A 21,243-nucleotide genomic window follows, 5' to 3' on the forward strand; every position below is an offset into this window, starting at 1 on the left:
GGTATTTTTTATCGCGCAAAAGAATATTATTCAAACAAATTATGATGCAGCTTCTGCACCACTTTCTCCGCGTCGTCGCCAGGCACCAGGAAGCACAGGTTGTGGCTGGATGCGCCGTAACAGATCATGCGGATATTGAATGGTTCCAGTACGCCAAACACCTCTTTACCGACGCCGCAGGCTTTCGATAGCTCGTTGCCGATCAGGGCGACCAGCGCCAGATTTTCTTCCACTTCGACGCGGCACAGTGAAGAGAGCTCGGTCAGCAGCGCCTGGGTGAGCAGAGTGTCGCCAGCGGAGGTTGAACCGGTGGTGTCCATGGTCAGCGCAATACTCACTTCCGAGGTGGTGATCAGATCGACGGAAATATTATGCCGCGCCAGAATACCGAACACTTCTGCAAGGAAGCCGCGGGAGTGCAGCATATGCAGGCTGTGCAGGGTCAGCAGCGTTTGACGACGACGCAGCGCCAGCGCGCGGAACAGCGGTGGATTTTCGGTTTTATGACAGACCATCGTGCCGCCGGCTTTAGGTTCTTTGCTGGAGCCGACGAATACCGGGATATCGCTACGTACGGCCGGCAGCAGGGTGGCCGGATGCAATACCTTGGCCCCGAACGTGGCCATCTCCGCGGCTTCAGCGAAAGCGATCACATCGATGCGTTTCGCCGCTGGCGCGACGCGCGGATCGGTTGTGTAGATCCCAGGGACATCGGTCCAGATATCGACACGGCTGGCGTTTAAGGCTTCGCCGAGCAGCGCGGCGGTGTAGTCGCTGCCGCCGCGGCCAAGGGTGGTGGTGCGGCCTTTGGCTTCACTGCCGATAAAGCCCTGGGTAATCACCAGGCCTTCTTCCAGCCGTGGCGTTAGTTGTTGCTGCGTCAGTTCCGCCAGCGCGGCGATATCTGGTTCGGCGCGGCCGAAACGATCGTTGGTGCGCATCACTTTACGTACGTCGAACCACTGCGCCGCAATACCACGCTCGCGTAGGATCTCAACGAACAGTAAGGTGGACATCAGTTCGCCGTGGCTCACCAGTTCATCGGTCAAGGCTTCCGAGCTGGCCAGCGAGGCGGCTTCCGCCAGGGTAGTAATGTTTTCCAGCAGACGCTCGATCTCTTCGCGAATAACGTTGGGATAACGTAAACGCTCCAGAATATTGAACTGGATTTGGCGCATTTCATCGAGCTTAGCGAAACGTTCGGTGGGTTCCAGCCCTGCCGCTAAAGCAACTAAGATATTGGTAACGCCAGCCGATGCGGATAACACCACTACGCGGGTATTCGCATCCAGCAGCGCGACGTCGACGCTACGATTCATCGCGTCGAAATCGGCCACGCTGGTGCCGCCGAACTTAGCAACAACTAAATCTGTCATAACAACCTCGTGTCAGGGGGCCTGACTTATTAAAACGATTCCTGAACAACCGCTCCTGGTTCGGGCTGGAAATAACCGGAGCGCTACAAAATGTCTTAATAAGCCAGGCCAAATTAACTCAGCCATGGCACAAGGGAAGAGCGAAAAGTAGGGTGGGCGCAGAGCGATAAACAAACTACGATGTCACCCAGAAGTGCTCCACCTTGTAGACCCGTTCGTCGATGACGCGCATCGGTTCGCGAGTATGAAACGCCCGACTGCGAACGCTTCTGGTGACAACCCAGGGGATTCAGCCCCTGTGGCCGGCGACAGACTTAACCAGATGCCTGTGCGCCTCGGCGTTGCTCCCCCTCACGTATTTTCCCCGGACTGGTTCCTCCAATACGGTTACCTGGGCAACGCACCTCTTCTGGCAATTACTGACGTCTTTCACTATGCCTGGGGAGAGACTGGTCATTATACCCCCCAACGATACTCTTCGCTGTAGCGTGAAATGCGCGAGCAATACATACCTACGGTTCCGTAGGCAGTTCAGCTATATAAAGGCTTCCGGACGGGTATGTCAACGACAGGGTTATGCGGATTTTTCATGCATCGGCGGATAACAGAAAAAAGCCTAATGATCGCTATAATATGGGAGCTCTTTACCCTATTTCTGACCCCCGTCAACGGCATAACACAAAAATCATCACAATTTTCCGCCGCTGAGGCTACAATCGACCGAAGTCACATTTTTCAAATCAGAAGAGTATTGCTAATGAAAAATATCAACCCAACGCAGACCGCTGCATGGCAGGCATTACAGAAACACTTCGATGAAATGAAAGACGTCACTATCAGCGAGCTTTTCGCCAAAGATAGCGATCGTTTCTCTAAATTCTCCGCTACTTTTGACGATCTGATGCTGGTGGACTTCTCCAAGAACCGCATCACTGAAGAGACGCTGTCTAAGCTGCAGGATCTGGCGAAAGAGACCGATCTGGCCGGCGCTATCAAGTCGATGTTCTCCGGCGAAAAAATTAACCGTACCGAAGACCGCGCAGTACTGCACGTCGCGCTGCGCAACCGCAGCAATACGCCGATTGTGGTTGATGGCAAAGATGTCATGCCGGAAGTCAACGCGGTGCTGGAGAAGATGAAAGCCTTCTCCGAAGCGATTATCTCCGGTAGCTGGAAAGGCTACACCGGTAAACCGATCACCGACGTGGTGAACATCGGTATCGGCGGTTCAGACCTCGGCCCGTTCATGGTGACCGAAGCGCTGCGCCCGTATAAAAACCATCTCAACATGCACTTCGTTTCTAACGTTGACGGCACTCATATCGCCGAAGTGCTGAAAGCGGTGAATCCGGAAACCACGCTGTTCCTGGTGGCTTCTAAAACCTTCACCACTCAGGAAACCATGACCAACGCCCACAGCGCGCGTGACTGGTTCCTGGCGACCGCGGGCGACGAGAAACACGTGGCGAAACACTTCGCGGCGCTCTCCACCAACGGTAAAGCGGTTGGCGAGTTCGGTATCGATACGGCTAACATGTTTGAGTTCTGGGACTGGGTTGGCGGTCGTTACTCCCTGTGGTCCGCCATCGGTCTGTCTATCATTCTGTCCGTCGGCTTCGACAACTTCGTTCAGCTGCTGTCCGGCGCCCACGCCATGGACAAACACTTCTCCACCACCCCGGCTGAGAAAAACCTGCCGGTACTGCTGGCGCTGATTGGCATCTGGTACAACAATTTCTTCGGCGCCGAAACCGAAGCGATTCTGCCGTACGATCAGTACATGCACCGCTTTGCCGCTTACTTCCAGCAGGGCAACATGGAATCCAACGGTAAGTACGTTGACCGTAACGGCAACGTTGTGGATTACCAGACTGGCCCAATCATCTGGGGCGAGCCGGGGACTAACGGCCAGCACGCGTTCTACCAGCTGATCCACCAGGGCACCAAAATGGTACCGTGCGATTTCATCGCCCCGGCTATCACCCATAACCCGCTGTCTGACCACCATCAGAAACTGCTGTCTAACTTCTTCGCCCAGACCGAAGCGCTGGCCTTTGGTAAATCCCGCGAAGTGGTTGAGCAGGAATATCGCGATCAGGGTAAAGACCCGGCTCAGCTTGAGCACGTGGTGCCGTTCAAAGTGTTCGAAGGCAACCGTCCGACCAACTCCATCCTGCTGCGTGAGATCACCCCGTTCAGCCTGGGCGCATTGATTGCGCTGTATGAGCACAAAATCTTCACCCAGGGCGCGATCCTCAACATCTTCACCTTCGATCAGTGGGGCGTTGAGCTGGGTAAACAGCTGGCTAACCGCATCCTGCCGGAACTGAAAGATGGCGCGGACGTTAGCAGCCACGACAGCTCTACCAACGGTCTGATTAACCGCTATAAAGCCTGGCGCGCATAAGCGCTGCGCAATTAAGCCTGAATGCCGACCCTCAGGTCGGCATTTTTATTTATAGCCGCCGCAGCAGCCTCGCCGGGTTGCCCGCCCAAACGCCTTTCTCGGTGATGGATTTTGTCACCACGCTCCCGGCGCCGATGACCACGCCATCGCAGATACTCACCGCCAGAATGGTGGCGCCGCTGCCGATAGACACGTCATTGCCGATTTCAATGCGCCCCCAACTGTCGCGGTCGGCATTCGGTTTGCCATCGCGGAACATGTCGTTGGCGAACATCACGCCGTGGCCGATAAAACAACGTTGGCCGATGGTGACGTACTCGCAGATAAAACTGTGGGACTGGATTTTGCTGTCCGCGCCGATGCGCGTATGCCCCTGAATCTCGACGAACGGCCCGACGAAGACGTTATCGCCTAGCTGGCAACCATAGAGGTTGGCGGGCTGGTATATGACCACGTTTTCGCCGCAGATGACGTTGCGAACGCCGGTATCGCGAAGCGTAAAAGGGGGAATATTTGGCTCATTCGACATGCTGCATTCCTCGTTCGGATCTCATCGTATAGTGCCTGCAAAATGAGCAATGAGGAACGGCGAAAAACGGTGGGGAAGGAGGCTGGAGGTTTCCCCCCAGCCGGGTGATTAACGAGCGAAGGCGATGGCTTCGATTTCGACGCCGGCGTCTTTCGGCAGTCTTGCGACCTCCACGCAGGAACGCGCCGGGAAGGCGGCCTGATGCTCGGTAAAGAAGGCCTCATAAGCGGCGTTGATGGCGGCAAAATCCTGCAGGTCTTTGACAAACACCGTGGTTTTAACAATCTGCCCCACCGAGAGTCCGGCAGCTTCAACGATGGCTTTCACATTTTCCAGCGATTGCCGCGCCTGTTCGGCGATATCGCTGGGCATGGTGCCGTCCAGCGGATTAATCGGTAGCTGACCGGAGGTGATGGTCATCGAGCCGAGATTGACGCCCTGCACGTACGGGCCAATAGCGGTAGGCGCGTCAGCGGTGGTAATAATCATACGGTTTATCCTTCAAACGGTTACATAAAATAATTCAACAGCACCAGCGAGCCGACGCCGCTCACTACCACCCATACCAGGCCTAAACGGAAGCTGGCGAGCGTGCAGATAATGGCGGCAATCACCTTCGGATTCTTTAAGTCAAACTCCATGCTGGAATTCACGCTCAGGATCTGAATGGTGATAATGGCCGGCAGGACGGTGACCGGGACGAAGCGCAGCGTTTTCGTCACCCGTTCGGACATCTGGATTTTTCCGGCCAGGCCGATAAACGAAAATCGGATCAGGAAGGTCACGGCGGCCATACCCAAAGTCAGGGCGATAAAGTAGCTATTATTCATGTTCCAGCGCCTCCACGAGCGGCATGTCGGATTCGGCAATCGCTGCCTGTTTACGTTCTTCAGCCAGGTCGACGCACAGCCCGGCGAGCACGCCAAGTACTGAGGCGACGACAATACCCAGGGAGTAGGGCAGGATGACCAACAGCACGCCGGAGACGGCGGCCACCACGGCGGCGACGGTACAGGCCTGGCTTTTTATTTGCGGCACCACGATGGCGATAAAGGCGGCGACCATGGCGAAATCCAGACCATACTTTTCAATATTCGGAAAGGAAGCGCCGACCAGCGCGCCGAGGAAATCGGCCAGTACCCAAATCGCCCAGAAGGTGATCATCGCCGAGCCATAAAACAGATACTTATCCTGCTTATTGCCTTCCATCTCTTTGACGGTGGTGGCGTACACTTCATCGGTCAGCGCGTAGGACATAAAGCATTTTTTAAAGAACGATGCTTCACGGACGGTACCGGAAATAGAGGCGCTGTACAGTACGTGACGTAGGTTAATTATTAATGTGGTGAATATAATAACCCCGAGCGTAGCGCCGGTTTTAAGCATATTTAATGCCAGCATTTGCGCCGAACCGGCAATAACAATCGCCGACCACGCCGTACTCTGCCAGACGCTCATGCCTGCGCTGACGCTTAATGCGCCGACAATAAATGAAAATGGAAAGTCGCCGATGCACAGCGGCATAATGGCGCTGGCGCCACGGAAGATGACTTTTTTATTCATCTGCTATACCTGCTAATTTATAAATAATAATGTGGGTAGGGTAGGTTAATCAGGGCCTGAATATTCAGGCCCGTTAAATATTATTATTTAGCGACCATAATGCTAATAATTTCTTTATCGGTGAGGGTCATTGGTTTAATCACCAGGCGGCACAGGTTATTAATAGTCTGCTCGACATCGGCGCAGACAATACCATCATTGGCGCCAGCGCAGCTATTTTGCATCGCCATCAGTACCGCCTTAAACGCGCTGGATACCACGGACGAGACTTTCATCGCACAGCTATTAGAGGCGCCATCACAAATCATGCCGGTAATATCGCTGACCATATTAATAATCGCGGTATTAATGGTGTTGATATCGCGGGTAAACAGCCAGGCCATCCCGGCAGCTGCGCCCATGGCGGCGGTTGAGGCCGCGCATAGCGCAGATAAGCGCGTATAACGAGAATGAATTGAGATGGCGGTGAGATGAGATAGAGACAAAGCGCGCGCCAGGGTCTCTTCATCGACGCCGAGATGCTCTGCAACCACCACTACCGGCATGGTTGCCGTAATGCCCTGATTGCCCGAACCGAAGTTAGACATTGCGACTACCGGCGCGCCGCCCATGCGGGCATCTGAAGCGGCGACGGTGTTGATGATCACCTTGCTTAACAGATCGTTGCTCATCAGGCCGTTTTTCACGGCGTCAGAAAAGGTACCGTTAATGTTCAGGCCATATTTTTTGGTTTTGCCTTCTGCCGCCAGCGCGGAGTTTAAGCGCGCGGCTTCAAGAATAAAGCGAATATCATTAAAGTCGGCGCTATTAATAAATTCGTAAGCCTGCTGTAGCGAAAAAGTGGGCAGCGTTTCGTGCCGGGCGCGCGCATTCTGTTTTTCGCTTAGTGGCTGCGGCTGGCCATTAATATAAAGCTCGACCACGTTGGTGTGGGTTCCTTTCACCACGACGCGGCAGGTATTCTCGTGATCTGAGAGAGTTAGATCCAGATGAATAAAGTCCGGGGTCTCTTCGACGGCAATATCAACGGCATGATTGGCGATCAGTTTCTGCGCCATTTCGACGTGTAGCGGGGTGATATCTTCCAGCGTTTTTAATCCCTTTTGCGGGTTGCCGCCAAATGCGCCAATTGCGGCGGCCAGCGCTACACCGCAAACGGTGGTGCCGGGAATAGTGACGCCCATCGCGTTTTTATAGAGATTGGCGGAAATAAAACCGCTAATGTTAGTACAAGGGTTTTCTAAATATTGTGCGGCGTAGGCGGCAGCGAAGGAAATAGCGACAGGTTCAGTACAACCTAAAGCCGGGGCAACTTCTTGTTTGAGCCATTTTACGTACAGGGAAGCGTTATCGGAGTCCATAATGATTTAATGTCCAAAATTAAATTTTATTCAACTGCGATAATGCTAAGACAAAGGATGAGAAAAATCTTACCCTAATAGCCATATAAATAATGCGGATTAGAGAAAAATTTTATCTTGTGGCAGATTTTAAGATATAACTGTTTCAAATGGTAAATGTTTTAAATTTCAGTTGGTTATTTGGTTGTGTCCTAAGCGTAACGGATGATTTGGTTAACTTGCTCACAGCGTTGCGGGAAGTAAAATTTTCTCTTAGTTGCATTTACCGCGTTGAAGGACCGATGCTGCTCGCAAAGCGAAGTAGATCTGGATCACATTTTTGCGCTATACAGATCAACAACGTTCATGCATTTGAGGTGTCACTATGCCGTCGGTATATCGTCCGCTGGTTAATTTTGTTGCGAAGGCCATGCAGGCCGTGCTGAACCTGGCGCTGCTGTGTCTGGGAATTATTCTGGTGGTGTTCCTGGGAAAGGAGACCCTGCATCTGGCGCACGTGCTGTTTACGCCGGAGCCGGTGAGTAAGTACAAGCTGGTTGAAGGGCTGGTGGTCTATTTTCTCTACTTCGAGTTTATCGCGCTGATTGTGAAATACTTTGAGTCCGGTTTTCACTTCCCGCTGCGTTATTTCGTCTATATCGGTATTACCGCGATTGTGCGGCTTATTATCGTCGACCATGAGTCGCCGATGGCGGTGCTGATTTACTCTGCGGCGATCCTTATCCTGGTGATTACCCTGTGGTTGTGTAATTCCAACCGTCTGAAACGGGAATAAAAAAAGCGGCCTCCAGGGCCGCTTGACCGACAATCACAAATGAAATTTATGTAGGGTCCAGTAGAGGATTGCAGTGGCATTTGCCCTACTTTTTCAGGGAGAGGTGGGCTGCCGTACCCGGTTGGGGTCGCGTACCACATCCCACCCTCTCTGAAATTTGGGGCGATAAAACAAGGGACTAACATGATGAAACTTAACCTTTCACCCCGCCCGCCGTCAGGCCGTTAACCAACCAGCGCTGAGCCAGCAGGAAGACGACGGTAATCGGAATCGCCGACAGTACTGCCGCGGCGGCGAAGTCACCCCACAGGTAGTTCTGCGGATTGAGATACTGCTGCATCCCGACAGCCAGGGTATAGCTGTTTACATCGCGTAGCAGCAACGAGGCCACCGGCACTTCGGTAATCGCGGCGATGAACGACAGAATAAACACGACCGCCAGAATCGGTACCGACAGCGGCAGCAGCACCAGGCGGAAAGCCTGCCATGGAGTGGCGCCATCCAACGCGGCCGCTTCTTCCAGTGAGCCATCGATAGTTTCGAAGTAGCCCTTAATTGTCCAGACGTGCAGCGCGATACCGCCCATATAGGCGAAGATCACCCCGCCGTGAGTGTTGAGGCCGACGAAAGGCAGATATTGACCGAGGCGGTCGAACAACGCATACAGCGCCACCAGCGACAGCACCGCCGGGAACATCTGGAAAATCAGCATCCCTTTGAGCAGCGTCGCTTTACCCGGGAAGCGCATACGGGCGAAAGCGTAAGCGCAGGTGGTGGAGAGGGCGACGATGCCGATCGCGGTAATCCCGGCGACCTTAATTGAGTTCCACAGCCAAAGCAGTACCGGGAACGGCGGCGGCGTTACCCGGCCATCGGCGTGTTCGACGCTGAAGCCTAATGCCAGACGCCAGTGCTCCCATGAGATGGTATCCGGGATCAGACTGCCGGTCGCGAAGTTGCCTTCGCGCAGCGAGATAGCGATAACCATCAGCAGCGGAAACATAATCGCGGCGATAAAAATCAGTAGCAGGAGATGCGTGGTAAATAAACGTAGCTTCTGCGATTTGGGTTGGACCATAGCCATTGTCGTTATCTCCCTTAATCAAACTTCATGCGCGTGGCTTTCAGATTCACAATCGCTAACGCCCCAACCAGCAGGAAGATAAGCGTGGCGATAGCCGCCGCCAGGCCGAAGTCCTGACCGCCGCCGCCTTCAAAGGCGATACGATAGGTGTAGCTCACCAGCAGGTCGGTATAACCGGCCGGCGTGGTGGTGCCGAGACGGTCCGGGCCACCGTTGGTTAACAGTTGAATCAGCACGAAGTTGTTAAAGTTAAAGGCGAAGCTGGCAATCATCAGCGGCGTGAGCGGTTTGATCAGCAGCGGTAGCGTAATTTTAAAGAAGTTCTGGAACGGGCCCGCGCCATCCATCGCCGACGCCTCGTACAGATCGTCCGGAATCGCCTTCAGCAGCCCCATGCACAGAATCATCATGTACGGGTAGCCCAGCCAGGTGTTGACGATGATGATCATCGTGCGTGCGGTGGTTGGGTCGCTAAACCAGGCTGGTTTAATGCCGAACAGCGCGCTCAGCATCATGTTGATTTCACCAAAGCTCTGGTTAAACAGCCCTTTGAAAATCAGTATTGAGATAAATGACGGCACTGCATACGGCAGAATCAACAACACGCGGTAAATCGCTTTGCCCTTCAACGCTTCCCACTGCACCAGGCAGGCCAGCACCATTCCCACGGCGACGGTCAAAATCACCGTCAGCACCGAGAACACCACGGTCCAGACGAAAATGGCGAAGAACGGTTTCTGGATCCCTTCATCCTGGAAAACGCGGGTGAAGTTATCCCAGCCGATGGTAACGGTATAACCCGGGCTCAGCTTCTCATTGCCCCAGCTGCCATCGGCATTGATGGATTGATAAAAGCCGATGTCGGCGTTAGGGCGATATTTTACGCCGCTTTGGTTGTTAGTGAGCGTGCCGTCGTTGGCCAGCGCGTACAGCGGTTGGGTACCGGAGAACTGGCGCAGTGAACTCATAATCACTTTGCTTTCATCCGGCAGCACGGCGGTCAGTTGGTTCAGCGCGGCGCGGTTCTGGGTGATTACGCGTAAATTCGCGCGTTCGCCTTGCGGCAGGGCATCGGCTTCTTTTAACGCCAGCTTCTGCTCGCCGCCAAATTTAAAGGCCTCAGAGAGATAATTTTTACCGCTTTCACCGTCCGTCAGCGCCAACTGCCACTCATCGCCTGCCGGGTAGAGTGAGAAGTTATAGGCTTTGCCGGCCTGGAAAGAACGATCCATCAGTACCTGTTGGGCGCGTTCAAAGGTGAGCTGGTTGGTGCTGCTGTAGTTGGTGAAGGCGATGGCAATGGTGCAGATCAGCGGGAACAGAACAAACAGCCCCATCCCGGCGAGACCCGGATAAACGTAACGCCAGGCATAGGCCTTGCGATTGGAAAAGATATACAGGCCAACTGAGCTTAAAATCAGCGTCATGATGGCGAACAGGTACTCCCCCTGGGCGTACATTAAAACAACAAGGTAACCCACCAGCAGGCACAGCAAACCAATCACAGACCATGTGAGTTGCGGGCTTTGCCACCAGTGTTTCTTTTTAACGGCATCCATGGGGATCATCCTCTACAACGTTAAATATCTGTCGACAAAAGTGCCTGATGGCGCTGCGCTTATCAGACCTACTGGGTGCGTAGGCCGGATAAGGCATTTATGCCGCCATCCGGCACGTGTGCGACGGTATTACTTGGTGATACGGCCCTGTGCATCCTTCAGTGCGGCATCGACGGTCTGACGGCCGCTTGCGGCGTTGATAACCGCGGTACGGACGGCATACCAGAATGCAGACATCTGCGGAATGTTCGGCATGATTTCGCCTTTCTGCGCGTTAGCCATGGTGGCGGCGATACGCGGGTCTTTTTCCAGCTTCTCCTGGAAGGATTTCAGCGCCACGGCGCCCAGCGGTTTATCGTTGTTCACCGATTCCAGGCCCTGATCGGTCATCAGGTAGTTTTCAAGAAACTCTTTCGCCAGTTCTTTATTCGGGCTGGCGGCGTTAATCCCGGCGCTCAGTACGCCAACGAATGGTTTAGACGGTTTGCCTTTGAAGGTCGGCAGCAGAGTAACGCCGTAGTTAACCTTACCTTTGTCTATGTTCGACCACGCCCACGGACCGTTGATGGTCATCGCGGTTTCGCCTTTGTTGAACGCCGCTTCCGCGATGGAGTAGTCGGTGTCGGCATTCATGTGTTTATTCTTGATGAGGTCGACCAGGAAGGTCAGACCGGCTTTTGCCCCGGCGCTATCGACGCCGACGTTTTTCACGTCGTATTTGCCGTTTTCAAACTTAAACGCGTATCCGCCATCGGCGGCAATCAGCGGCCAGGTGAAGTACGGTTCTTGCAGGTTGAACATCAGCGCGCTCTTACCTTTCGCCTTCAGCTCTTTATCCAGCGCAGGGATCTCTTCCCAGGTTTTCGGCGGGTTCGGGACCAGGTCTTTGTTATAAATCAGCGACAGGGCTTCCACTGCCACCGGGTAAGCGATCAGTTTGCCGTTGTAGCGTACGGCATCCCAGGTGAACGGATAGAGTTTGTCCTGGAACGCTTTATCCGGGGTGATTTCCGCCAGCAGACCGGACTGCGCGTAGCCGCCAAAACGGTCATGCGCCCAGAAGATGATATCCGGGCCGTCGCCGGTCGCCGCAACCTGCGGAAACTTCTCTTCCAGCTTATCCGGATGTTCTACGGAAACTTTAATGCCGGTATCTTTTTCGAACTTTTTACCCACTTCAGCGAGGCCGTTATAGCCTTTATCGCCGTTAATCCAGATAACCAGCTTACCTTCTTCAATTTTTGCGAGGGCAGAGGCGGAAAACATCATCGTCGTCAATGCAGACAGCGCGAGGATGCGAGCGCCAGTTTTGATTTTCATATACCCGTCCTATTTGGTGATGTGCTCGTGGATACACTTGAGTGGTTTAACGCTGATGAGTTTCCTTTTTTAACAACCTCTTTCCATCCTCCCTATGTCTACGCCCCGCCCGCCGTTTATGTGATCCGCATTGCAGAAATGCCGGTAATGGGCCCTGGAGCACATAAAAAAGCCACCGTTTTTGTCGCTTCGATCACGAAATGACCCTTTGCCGGGAACTTCCGGCGGCGAGAGGCAATTTCTCATCCTCCCGTCTCCTCCCCCATCAAAAACCCGGGGGGTGGAGGATTTGCCAACGTAATGAATGCCGCATAGTCAGCCCATCTTGAATGTGTCTTTAAGTGACAGGTTGTAACGAAGGGAGAAGGGCATGGCGAGCGTACAGCTACGAAATGTAACGAAAGCCTGGGGCGACGTGGTGGTATCTAAAGATATCAATCTCGAGATCCAGGATGGGGAGTTCGTCGTGTTTGTAGGACCGTCGGGCTGCGGCAAATCCACCCTGCTGCGTATGATTGCCGGACTGGAAACGGTCACCAGCGGCGATCTGTTTATTGGCGATACCCGAATGAACGATGTGCCGCCCGCCGAGCGCGGTATCGGCATGGTATTCCAGTCTTATGCGCTCTATCCCCACCTTTCCGTTGCCGAAAACATGTCTTTTGGCCTGAAGCTGGCCGGGGCGAAAAAAGAGGTGATTAACCAGCGCGTGACCCAGGTCGCCGAAGTGTTACAGCTGGCGCACCTACTGGAGCGTAAGCCGAAAGCGCTCTCCGGCGGCCAGCGTCAGCGCGTGGCCATTGGCCGTACCCTGGTCGCCGAGCCGCGGGTTTTCCTGCTTGATGAACCCCTGTCCAACCTTGATGCCGCACTGCGCGTGCAGATGCGTATCGAAATCTCCCGTCTGCATAAGCGCCTTGGCCGCACGATGATTTACGTCACCCACGATCAGGTGGAAGCCATGACCCTGGCCGACAAAATCGTGGTGCTGGATGCCGGCCGCGTCGCGCAGGTCGGGAAACCGCTGGAACTCTATCACTATCCGGCAGACCGCTTTGTCGCGGGCTTTATTGGTTCGCCGAAGATGAACTTCCTGCCGGTCAAAGTCACCGCGACCGCCATCGAACAGGTACAGGTCGAACTACCGAACCGCCAGCAGGTCTGGCTGCCGGTAGACAGCGCTCACGTTCAGGTCGGCGCCAATATGTCTTTGGGTATCCGCCCTGAACACCTGCTGCCGAGCGACATCGCCGATGTCACCCTCGAGGGCGAAGTGCAGGTGGTCGAACAGCTTGGTCACGAAACGCAAATTCATATCCAGATCCCCGCCATCCGTCAGAACCTGGTGTACCGCCAGAATGACGTGGTGTTGGTAGAAGAGGGAGCCACATTCGCCATCGGTTTGCCGCCGGAGCGCTGCCATTTATTCCGTGAGGATGGCACCGCTTGTCGTCGGTTGCATAAAGAGCCGGGCGTATAAGGTTCCCCATTAAAAGAAGACGCGAACCCAGCGCGCAGCCAACGATGCGGCGGCCGACGGGGAAGTGTTCAAAGAAAAGCAATGATCTCAGGAGATAGAATGATGATTACTCTGCGCAAACTTCCACTGGCGGTAGCCGTTGCGGCGGGCGTGATGTCTGCCCAGGCGCTGGCTGTCGATTTCCACGGTTACGCCCGTTCCGGTATTGGCTGGACCGGCAGCGGCGGCGAACAGCAGTGCTTCCAGGCCACCGGCGCTCAAAGTAAATACCGTCTCGGTAACGAATGTGAAACTTACGCTGAACTGAAACTGGGCCAGGAAGTGTGGAAAGAGGGCGATAAGAGCTTCTACTTCGATACCAACGTTGCCTACTCGGTATCGCAGCAGAACGACTGGGAATCTACCAGCCCGGCCTTCCGTGAAGTTAACGTGCAGGGTAAAAACCTGATCGACTGGCTGCCGGGATCAACCCTGTGGGCCGGTAAGCGCTTCTATCAGCGTCATGACGTTCACATGATCGACTTCTACTACTGGGATATTTCCGGTCCAGGCGCCGGTATCGAAAACATCGATCTGGGCTTCGGTAAACTCTCTCTGGCCGCCACCCGTTCTTCTGAATCCGGCGGCTCGGCAACCTATGCTGACCGCGATCCGCTGACTGGCGAACGCGTTTACGATCATCTGGTACCGAACGACGTCTTCGACGTGCGTTTAGCGCAGATGGAAACCAACCCAGGCGGTACGCTGGAGCTGGGCGTGGACTATGGTCACACCAACGTGCCGGATGACTACTACCTGCAGCCGGATGCATCGAAAGATGGCTGGATGTTCACCGCTGAACATACCCAGAGCATCCTGAAAGGCTACAACAAATTTGTTCTGCAGTACGCGACCGACGCCATGACCTCCAACGGTAAAGGCGTACCGCAAGGCGGCAGCATCAATAACGATGGTTCCATGTGGCGTGTGCTTGACCACGGCGCGGTCTCTCTGGCGGACGATTGGGACATGATGTACGTCGCCATGTACCAGGACGTCAACCTGGACAACAACAACGGTACCAAATGGTGGACCGTCGGCGTACGTCCTATGTACAAATGGACGCCGATCATGAGCACCCTGTTGGAAGTCGGCTACGACAACGTCAAATCGCAGAAAACCGGCGACAGCAACAACCAGTACAAAATCACCCTGGCGCAACAGTGGCAGGCGGGCGACAGCATCTGGTCCCGTCCGGCAATTCGTCTGTTCGCCACCTACGCGAAGTGGGATGAGAAGTGGGGTTACACCGATAGCGGTGTTGCCATGCGCGATACCTCTGGTACCGGCATCAACACTTCCAGCCGCGGCGACAACGATGAGTGGACCTTCGGCGCCCAGATGGAAATCTGGTGGTAATGCAATCCGCATCATGATGAGTAAAGAGGGGCGGCAGCCCCTCTGTTTTCGGCCCAGCGCGCTATTGCCTGGCTAACGCTCGGCCATAGGAATTGAGGTGATAACAATGAATATGAAGAAAAGTCTCGTTGCCCTCTGCCTGTCCGCCGGCCTGCTGGCCAGCGTACCCGCAGTCAGTTTTGCTGATGTCAATTTCGTGCCGCAGAATACCTCTGCCGCGCCGTCAATCCCGGCTTCCTCGCTGCAGCAGTTGACCTGGACGCCGGTCGATCAATCGAAAACCCAAACCTCCAAAGTGGCGATCGCAGGACAAACGTTGAATGTCCCCGGTATCGCCGGGCCGGTGGTGGCCTATAGCGTACCGGCCAATATCGGCGAGTTAACCCTGACGCTGACCAGCGAAGTCGACAAACAGACCAGCGTCTACGCGCCAAACGTGCTGATCCTCGATCAGAGCATGACGCCGTCCGCCTTCTTCCCGAGCAGCTATTTTACCTATCTGGAGCCGGGCGTAATGAGCGCCGACCGCCTGGAAGGAGTAATGCGCCTGACGCCGGCGCTGGGACAGCAGAAAATTTATGTGCTGGTGTTTACCACTCCTCAGGATCTGCAGCAGACCACTAAATTAATCGACCCGGCGAAAGCCTACGCGAAAGGCACCGGTAACGCGGTGCCGGACATTCCGGATCCGATCGCTAAACATACCACTGACGGCACCTTGAGCCTGAAGGTGAAAACATCTTCGAGTTCCAGCGTGCTGGTGGGCCCGCTGTTTGGATCTTCCGGCCCTGGCCCGGTGACCGTCGGCAATACCGCGGCGCCGGTCTATAACGCCCCGTCCGCTGCGCCTGTTGTCGCGCCGGCTGCTGCCGCCCCAGCGGCGAAAAGCGAACCGATGCTTGACGATACCGAAACCTACTTCAACAACGGTATCAAGAAAGCGGTGAAACAAGGCGATATCGACAAAGCCCTGAAATTGATGAACGAAGCTGAGCGCCTCGGCTCGAAATCTGCTCGTTCCACCTTTATCAGCAGTGTAAAAGGCAAGGGGTGACCGTCTCCCCACAATGCTGATGTTTAGGCACAGCCTTTAGGTGCGTCCGCCTGGACGCACTTTTTTTTATCGCGCAGCGGCAACTGTTGCATGCCTGTTGCGCGGATGATCGTATATTGACGTTTGCCCGCCCTCAAAACGCTATTCTGCGATACAATGCCTGCACGTTTTGTACCGGAGAATCAGGCATGCCACATCCTGCGCTTACGCAACTGCGTGCGCTGCGCTATTTTGCCGCCATACCCGAGCTGGACGCGCCGCTGCGCGACTGGCTGTTGCTGGAAGACTCAATGACCAAACGCTTTGAGCAACAAGGGAAAAAGGTCACCGTGACCATGATTAACGAAGGTTTCGTCGGGCGCGACGCGCTGGCTGGCGAAGAATCCCTGCTGCCGGAAGAAGCGCGTTATTGGCTCCGGGAGATCATTCTTTGCGCCGATGGCGAACCCTGGCTTGCCGGTCGTACCCTCGTGCCGGAATCGACGCTATGCGGCCCGGAATTAGCCCTGCAGCAGCTGGGGCAGACGCCGCTGGGCCGGTATCTGTTTACATCGTCGACGTTAACCCGTGATTTTATTGAGATTGGTCGTAGTGCACAGCTGTGGGGGCGACGTTCCCGTCTCCGGCTGAGCGGCAAACCGCTGCTGCTGACAGAGCTTTTTCTGCCTGCATCGCCATTGTATTAAGAGGAAGAGAAAATGGAGTGGAGTCTGACGCAGAATAAGCTGTTGGCGTTTCACCGCCTGATGCGTACTGACAAACCAATCGGCGCGCTATTGCTGCTGTGGCCGACGCTGTGGGCGTTATGGGTGGCTTCACCCGGGGTGCCGCCGTTGTGGATTCTGGCGGTGTTTGTCGCTGGCGTCTGGTTGATGCGCGCCGCCGGCTGCGTGGTGAATGACTATGCCGACCGTAAATTTGATGGTCACGTTAAGCGTACGGCTCGTCGCCCGCTACCAAGTGGCGAGGTCACGGAAAAAGAAGCGCGGATATTATTCGCGGTGCTGGTAGGGCTCTCCTTCCTGCTGGTGCTGACGCTCAATACCATGACCATCCTGCTGTCGGTCGCGGCGCTGGCGCTAGCCTGGGTTTATCCTTTTATGAAGCGCTATACCCATCTGCCGCAGGTGGTGCTGGGCGCGGCCTTTGGCTGGTCGATCCCGATGGCTTTCTCGGCGGTGAGTGAAGCGCTGCCGCTCAGCTGCTGGCTGATGTTCCTCGCTAATATTCTGTGGGCGGTCGCTTACGATACCCAGTATGCGATGGTCGATCGCGACGATGATGTCAAAATCGGCATTAAGTCGACGGCGATCCTGTTCGGTGAAAACGATCGTTTGATTATCGGTATTCTGCAGGTTGCCGTGCTGGTATTGATGGGCGCGGTGGGCTGGCTGAATGGGCTGAACTGGGAATTCTACTGGTCGCTGTTTATTGCGGCAGGATTGTTTGTCTGGCAGCAGAAGCTTATCTTCAAGCGCGAACGCGATAACTGCTTCAAAGCGTTTATGAATAATAACTACGTTGGGCTGGTGCTGTTTCTCGGTCTGGCGATGAGTTACCTGCAGTAAATCCTTCTTTCCCCGACTCGCGCCGCGAGCCGGGGAACAGAAGCCGCAATATTATGCGTCGTCCTGAGCGGCGCTCTCAATCGTCAAACGTACATCTGACGTAATCAAATCCGCCAGCATCTGGTAGACCTTCAGGGTCTCTGCCGGCTCGGCATCGCCGGTATCGCTGATGTAGCCTTCGTCACGCAGGGTCAGCACCAGGGTACTGAACACCGCCTTATCGAAGAACTCCGGCGCGTTGATACCGTGCAGTACCGACAGACGCTGCGCCATGGTGCGGCTCTCTTTTTCCAGCGTACTGCGGTTGATGGACGGGTTGGCGCTCAACAGCCAGAAGGTGATCGCGTAGCGCTGTAACGTCTCGCGCGCGCCGGCGGCCAATAGCTGCAGGGAACGAGAGTGCGCCGGATTGACGCTCATCTCATCGCCATTCAGCACCACCAGCCCCTGACGCTGCATCTCTGCCATCAGCGCATCGATAACGCCCGCCAGTTCTGCTTTTTCCCAGCGCAGGAACAGCTCGGCTTTCAGGAACGGATAGAACATCTCGACATGACGCAGCACTTCGCTACGGGAGATGCGGCGATGCTGGGTCACGATAGCGGCCAGCAGCGACGGCATCACCAGCATATGGGCGATGTTGTTGCGATAGTAGGTCATCAGCACCGCCTGCTCGCGCGGCAGGATGATGATATCGCCGATGGTGTCTTTCTCGACTTCGAACTTGTTCATCTGCAGCGCGTGGTCGATAAGCTCGCTGGCGGAAGCCGTCGGCGCGGTCGAATCGGTGGAGTACGGCACGTTACGCAGCAGGTCGAGGTAGCAATCCAACTGCTGGGTCAGCTGCTCACGGGTCAAAGAACGCTGACGCGACGCCAGAAGCGCTGTACAGCACAGGTTCATGGCGTTGGCCGCCCCGGCATTGTTGATGCGCACCATCAGATCGGCGGCGATATTATTCACCGTCGGCGTCAGCCAGGAAGGGCGGACGGCTTCGATTGGATCGATGGCTTCGCGCCATTCCGGCACGTGCTGATTGAGGTAGGTCATCAGCGGCAGCGGTTCGCCGAAGTTAACGTAGCCCTGGCCGAGATTACGCAGCTTGCTGAGGCCGCGCATCATCTGCGGCAGGCTCTCTTTTTCTTTTGTCGCGCCGCGCAGCTCTTTGGCGTAGGTACCGACTTCCATCACGTGCTCGTAGCCGATATAAATCGGTACCAGGGTGATGGGGCGGCTACCGCCGCGCAGCATCGCCTGGATAGTCATCGACAGGGTGCCGGTTTTTGGATCCAGCAGGCGGCCGGTACGGGAACGCCCGCCTTCGACGAAGTATTCCACCGAATAACCACGGCTGAACAGCTCGCCAAGATATTCGCGGAATACCGTGGAGTAGAGCTTGTTGCCCTTAAAGGTACGGCGAATAAAGAAAGCGCCCAGGCGGCGGAAAATCGGCCCGGCCGGCCAGAAGTTGAGGTTTATTCCGGCGGCGATATGCGGCGGCACCAGCCCCTGATGATAAAGCACATAGGAGAGCAGCAGGTAGTCCATGTGGCTACGGTGACAGGGCACATAGACAATCTCATGGCCGTCATGCGCCAGCTGGCGTACGCGCTCGGCGTTATGCACGTTAATCCCCTGATACAGACGGTTCCAGGTAAAGCCCAGAATACGGTCAGTCAGGCGGATCATTTCATAAGAGAAGTTAGCGGCAATCTCTTCCATCAGCGCGATGGCGTTCTGCTGGGCCTTCTCGTGAGAAATCTTCTTGCTGCGCGCTTCATCTTCTACCGCGCGGGCGATAGCTTTCGATGCCAGCAGCTTGTTGAACAGATCCTGGCGGGCAGGGAGGCGCGGGCCGACGGCGGCCAGACGTTGACGGGCAAAGTGCATACGCGCCACGCGGGCCAGCTTCTGGGCGATGATTTTATCGGTCCCGTGCTCATCCGCCATGCGGCGCAGAGAGACAGAAGGCGAGAAACGCACGAAGCTATCGCGGCCAAGCCAGGAGACGGCGAAGAATTTCTGAATACCGTTAAGCATCCGCAGCGGCGGATTCTCTTCGCCTTTTTCACGACCCGGCGCGCGGCCGAACATGACCGACACCGGTACCATTTGCACGTCGAGGTCGGGATGATTACGGTGCAGATCCAGGTAGTCGTGGAACAGCTTAATGGACTCTTCTTTCGGCGTGTAGTAGGTAAACACGCGCGGACCGCCGTGGATGAAAACGTAGCGCGGCAGCAGCGTGCCGTCGATTTCCAGCGGTTCAAAAGGGTCGGGTAAATCATGCGCCAGGCACTGGGCGCGCAGGGTCAGCAGGTCCGCCTTGGAGTTATAAGGCAAGACGTACATTATCGGACGCGAGGTATCGAGCCCTAATTCCTGAGCAGGTTCTGCCGGAATAGACTTGCTTTTTACCAGCACCCGTAATGGTAAATTCAGTAATTTATAGTAAATTCGTTGCCAGCCGGACATAAACGATGTGAAGCCTCTGGTTAATCATGCAAATGCGCGGCAAGAATAACAGAAAGCGTACAAAATTTCCGTTGTCACACGGCAAACACGTACACTCAGCGACGTCATTTACATTAAAAGGTTCTTTTTGATGGCCAATAATACCACTGGGTTAACCAGAATCATTAAAGCAGCAGGTTATTCCTGGAAAGGTTTCCGCGCGGCGTGGGTGAACGAAGCCGCTTTCCGCCAGGAAGGCGTCGCCGCTATTGTGGCCGTGGCGATAGCCTGCTGGCTGGATGTCGATGTCATTACGCGAGTCCTGCTCATTGGCTCGGTCCTGTTAGTGATGATAGTCGAAATTCTAAACAGCGCGATTGAAGCGGTGGTTGACCGAATCGGGCCTGAGCATCATGAGCTTTCCGGGCGCGCCAAGGATATGGGTTCGGCGGCGGTACTGCTGGCGATAATCATCGCGTTGATCACCTGGACCATGCTGTTGTGGTCGCATTACCGCTAAGTCTTGTCGGCAACGCTCGCAAAACGCAAAGAATCTCCTGATTTTTATATGATATGTGGTTCCAAAATCACCATTAGCTGTATATACTCACAGCATAACTGTATATACACCCAGGGGGCGGAATGAAAGCGTTAACGACCAGGCAGCAAGAGGTGTTTGATCTCATCCGGGATCACATCAGCCAAACGGGCATGCCGCCGACGCGTGCGGAAATTGCTCAGCGCTTGGGGTTCCGTTCCCCGAACGCGGCGGAAGAACACCTCAAAGCGCTGGCGCGTAAAGGCGCGATTGAAATCGTCTCCGGCGCTTCACGCGGCATTCGTCTGCTGACGGAAGAAGAACATGGCCTGCCGCTGATTGGCCGCGTCGCCGCGGGCGAGCCGCTGCTGGCGCAGCAGCATATTGAAGGTCACTACCAGGTTGATCCAGCGATGTTTAAACCGAATGCCGACTTCCTGCTGCGCGTTAGCGGGATGTCGATGAAAGACATCGGTATCCTCGACGGCGATCTGCTGGCGGTGCATAAAACTCAGGACGTGCGTAACGGCCAGGTCGTCGTCGCGCGTATCGATGAAGAAGTCACCGTAAAACGTCTGAAAAAGCAGGGCAACGTCGTTGAACTGCTGCCGGAAAACAGCGAGTTTTCCCCAATCGTCGTCGATCTGCGCCAGCAGAGCTTCACCATTGAAGGTCTGGCCGTCGGCGTGATCCGTAACGGTGAGTGGCTGTAACTCCCGTCCTAACGCAGCGTCATCATGATGCATGACGCTGCGATGTTCCTCCTCTGTCTGGTCC

The 21,243-nt window shown here is 55.2% G+C and carries 19 protein-coding genes and 1 riboswitch; of the genes, 9 read left to right on the forward strand and 10 right to left on the reverse strand.

Going from position 1 to position 21,243, the window contains the following annotated elements; genetic code table 11:
- Positions 1-26: 26 nt before the first annotated feature.
- Positions 27-1,376 (reverse strand): lysine-sensitive aspartokinase 3, encoded by a 1,350-nt coding sequence (lysC, locus tag PGR29_RS24280; RefSeq protein WP_087858850.1) that lies wholly within the window; start codon positions 1,374-1,376, stop codon positions 27-29.
- 183 nt (positions 1,377-1,559) lie between these two features.
- Positions 1,560-1,793: riboswitch (Lysine riboswitch) on the reverse strand.
- Positions 1,794-2,133: 340 nt separating this feature from the next.
- Between lysC and pgi the strand changes: the two genes are divergently transcribed.
- On the forward strand, positions 2,134-3,783 hold the full coding sequence (pgi, locus tag PGR29_RS24285; protein ID WP_020079879.1) for a glucose-6-phosphate isomerase: 1,650 nt from the start codon (positions 2,134-2,136) through the stop codon (positions 3,781-3,783).
- 49 nt (positions 3,784-3,832) lie between these two features.
- On the opposite strand, the gene PGR29_RS24290 is transcribed toward pgi, so the two are convergent.
- The 5 genes from PGR29_RS24290 to PGR29_RS24310 form a co-directional block, all read right to left on the reverse strand.
- The gene (locus PGR29_RS24290; RefSeq protein WP_113374987.1) at positions 3,833-4,312 is read right to left on the reverse strand and encodes an acyltransferase; all 480 of its coding nucleotides are present in this window, start codon (positions 4,310-4,312) and stop codon (positions 3,833-3,835) included.
- Between the two features lie 108 nt (positions 4,313-4,420).
- Positions 4,421-4,801 (reverse strand): RidA family protein, encoded by a 381-nt coding sequence (locus PGR29_RS24295; protein ID WP_213317904.1) that lies wholly within the window; start codon positions 4,799-4,801, stop codon positions 4,421-4,423.
- A 20-nt stretch (positions 4,802-4,821) separates the two neighbouring features.
- Positions 4,822-5,142 carry an AzlD domain-containing protein gene (locus tag PGR29_RS24300; protein WP_015368778.1) on the reverse strand — a complete coding sequence of 107 codons (321 nt, stop codon included), beginning with the start codon at positions 5,140-5,142 and terminating at the stop codon, positions 4,822-4,824.
- Positions 5,135-5,875: an AzlC family ABC transporter permease gene (locus PGR29_RS24305; RefSeq protein WP_015368777.1), complete on the reverse strand. Its 741-nt coding sequence runs from the start codon at positions 5,873-5,875 to the stop codon at positions 5,135-5,137. The genes PGR29_RS24300 and PGR29_RS24305 overlap by 8 nt, the downstream gene beginning before the upstream one ends.
- An 83-nt stretch (positions 5,876-5,958) precedes the next feature.
- Positions 5,959-7,236, reverse strand: coding sequence for a serine dehydratase subunit alpha family protein (locus tag PGR29_RS24310; RefSeq protein WP_316425518.1), 1,278 nt, complete (start codon positions 7,234-7,236; stop codon positions 5,959-5,961).
- Between the two features lie 364 nt (positions 7,237-7,600).
- Here PGR29_RS24310 and psiE point away from each other — a divergent pair, with 364 nt between their 5' ends.
- Positions 7,601-8,011: a phosphate-starvation-inducible protein PsiE gene (gene psiE / locus PGR29_RS24315; RefSeq protein WP_015368775.1), complete on the forward strand. Its 411-nt coding sequence runs from the start codon at positions 7,601-7,603 to the stop codon at positions 8,009-8,011.
- A 193-nt stretch (positions 8,012-8,204) separates the two neighbouring features.
- Here the strand turns inward: psiE and malG are convergent, their stop codons facing one another.
- The 3 genes from malG to malE form a co-directional block, all read right to left on the reverse strand.
- On the reverse strand, positions 8,205-9,095 hold the full coding sequence (malG, locus tag PGR29_RS24320) for a maltose ABC transporter permease MalG (RefSeq protein WP_015368774.1): 891 nt from the start codon (positions 9,093-9,095) through the stop codon (positions 8,205-8,207).
- A gap of 14 nt (positions 9,096-9,109) precedes the next feature.
- Positions 9,110-10,654: a maltose ABC transporter permease MalF gene (gene malF / locus PGR29_RS24325; protein ID WP_015368773.1), complete on the reverse strand. Its 1,545-nt coding sequence runs from the start codon at positions 10,652-10,654 to the stop codon at positions 9,110-9,112.
- A 129-nt stretch (positions 10,655-10,783) separates the two neighbouring features.
- Entirely contained in the window at positions 10,784-11,974 is a 1,191-nt protein-coding gene (gene malE, locus PGR29_RS24330; protein WP_087858845.1) for a maltose/maltodextrin ABC transporter substrate-binding protein MalE, read from the reverse strand.
- 370 nt (positions 11,975-12,344) lie between these two features.
- On the opposite strand from malE, the gene malK reads away from it, so the two are divergent.
- From malK to ubiA, 5 genes are all read left to right on the forward strand, one after another.
- Positions 12,345-13,454 carry a maltose/maltodextrin ABC transporter ATP-binding protein MalK gene (gene malK, locus PGR29_RS24335; RefSeq protein ID WP_015368770.1) on the forward strand — a complete coding sequence of 370 codons (1,110 nt, stop codon included), beginning with the start codon at positions 12,345-12,347 and terminating at the stop codon, positions 13,452-13,454.
- Between the two features lie 99 nt (positions 13,455-13,553).
- Complete coding sequence (locus tag PGR29_RS24340; RefSeq protein ID WP_015368769.1) at positions 13,554-14,852, forward strand: maltoporin; 1,299 nt, start codon at positions 13,554-13,556, stop codon at positions 14,850-14,852.
- 106 nt (positions 14,853-14,958) lie between these two features.
- Positions 14,959-15,906: a maltose operon protein MalM gene (malM, locus tag PGR29_RS24345; RefSeq protein WP_087858844.1), complete on the forward strand. Its 948-nt coding sequence runs from the start codon at positions 14,959-14,961 to the stop codon at positions 15,904-15,906.
- 188 nt (positions 15,907-16,094) lie between these two features.
- Positions 16,095-16,592, forward strand: coding sequence for a chorismate lyase (ubiC, locus tag PGR29_RS24350; RefSeq protein ID WP_087858843.1), 498 nt, complete (start codon positions 16,095-16,097; stop codon positions 16,590-16,592).
- Between the two features lie 12 nt (positions 16,593-16,604).
- Entirely contained in the window at positions 16,605-17,474 is an 870-nt protein-coding gene (gene ubiA / locus PGR29_RS24355) for a 4-hydroxybenzoate octaprenyltransferase (RefSeq protein ID WP_045396790.1), read from the forward strand.
- A gap of 51 nt (positions 17,475-17,525) precedes the next feature.
- Here ubiA and plsB read toward each other — a convergent pair whose 3' ends face one another.
- Positions 17,526-19,949: a glycerol-3-phosphate 1-O-acyltransferase PlsB gene (plsB, locus tag PGR29_RS24360; RefSeq protein WP_213317906.1), complete on the reverse strand. Its 2,424-nt coding sequence runs from the start codon at positions 19,947-19,949 to the stop codon at positions 17,526-17,528.
- Between the two features lie 130 nt (positions 19,950-20,079).
- Here plsB and PGR29_RS24365 point away from each other — a divergent pair, with 130 nt between their 5' ends.
- Both PGR29_RS24365 and lexA read left to right on the forward strand, forming a co-directional pair.
- Positions 20,080-20,448 (forward strand): diacylglycerol kinase, encoded by a 369-nt coding sequence (locus PGR29_RS24365; protein WP_087858841.1) that lies wholly within the window; start codon positions 20,080-20,082, stop codon positions 20,446-20,448.
- 122 nt (positions 20,449-20,570) lie between these two features.
- A complete protein-coding gene (gene lexA, locus PGR29_RS24370; protein ID WP_015704040.1) occupies positions 20,571-21,179 on the forward strand; it encodes a transcriptional repressor LexA in 609 nt (202 codons plus the stop codon).
- Positions 21,180-21,243: the final 64 nt, after the last annotated feature.

The sequence above is a fragment of the Klebsiella sp. 141203 genome (genome assembly GCF_032601985.1).
Lineage (GTDB): Bacteria > Pseudomonadota > Gammaproteobacteria > Enterobacterales > Enterobacteriaceae > Klebsiella > Klebsiella aerogenes.

Coding starts and splice junctions, on each gene's coding strand:
- lysC (WP_087858850.1), bottom strand. CDS start 1,376: ATGACAGATTTAGTTGTTGCTAAGTTCGGCGGCACCAGCGTGGCCGAT.
- pgi (WP_020079879.1), top strand. CDS start 2,134: ATGAAAAATATCAACCCAACGCAGACCGCTGCATGGCAGGCATTACAG.
- PGR29_RS24290 (WP_113374987.1), bottom strand. CDS start 4,312: ATGTCGAATGAGCCAAATATTCCCCCTTTTACGCTTCGCGATACCGGC.
- PGR29_RS24295 (WP_213317904.1), bottom strand. CDS start 4,801: ATGATTATTACCACCGCTGACGCGCCTACCGCTATTGGCCCGTACGTG.
- PGR29_RS24300 (WP_015368778.1), bottom strand. CDS start 5,142: ATGAATAATAGCTACTTTATCGCCCTGACTTTGGGTATGGCCGCCGTG.
- PGR29_RS24305 (WP_015368777.1), bottom strand. CDS start 5,875: ATGAATAAAAAAGTCATCTTCCGTGGCGCCAGCGCCATTATGCCGCTG.
- PGR29_RS24310 (WP_316425518.1), bottom strand. CDS start 7,236: ATGGACTCCGATAACGCTTCCCTGTACGTAAAATGGCTCAAACAAGAA.
- psiE (WP_015368775.1), top strand. CDS start 7,601: ATGCCGTCGGTATATCGTCCGCTGGTTAATTTTGTTGCGAAGGCCATG.
- malG (WP_015368774.1), bottom strand. CDS start 9,095: ATGGCTATGGTCCAACCCAAATCGCAGAAGCTACGTTTATTTACCACG.
- malF (WP_015368773.1), bottom strand. CDS start 10,654: ATGGATGCCGTTAAAAAGAAACACTGGTGGCAAAGCCCGCAACTCACA.
- malE (WP_087858845.1), bottom strand. CDS start 11,974: ATGAAAATCAAAACTGGCGCTCGCATCCTCGCGCTGTCTGCATTGACG.
- malK (WP_015368770.1), top strand. CDS start 12,345: ATGGCGAGCGTACAGCTACGAAATGTAACGAAAGCCTGGGGCGACGTG.
- PGR29_RS24340 (WP_015368769.1), top strand. CDS start 13,554: ATGATGATTACTCTGCGCAAACTTCCACTGGCGGTAGCCGTTGCGGCG.
- malM (WP_087858844.1), top strand. CDS start 14,959: ATGAATATGAAGAAAAGTCTCGTTGCCCTCTGCCTGTCCGCCGGCCTG.
- ubiC (WP_087858843.1), top strand. CDS start 16,095: ATGCCACATCCTGCGCTTACGCAACTGCGTGCGCTGCGCTATTTTGCC.
- ubiA (WP_045396790.1), top strand. CDS start 16,605: ATGGAGTGGAGTCTGACGCAGAATAAGCTGTTGGCGTTTCACCGCCTG.
- plsB (WP_213317906.1), bottom strand. CDS start 19,949: ATGTCCGGCTGGCAACGAATTTACTATAAATTACTGAATTTACCATTA.
- PGR29_RS24365 (WP_087858841.1), top strand. CDS start 20,080: ATGGCCAATAATACCACTGGGTTAACCAGAATCATTAAAGCAGCAGGT.
- lexA (WP_015704040.1), top strand. CDS start 20,571: ATGAAAGCGTTAACGACCAGGCAGCAAGAGGTGTTTGATCTCATCCGG.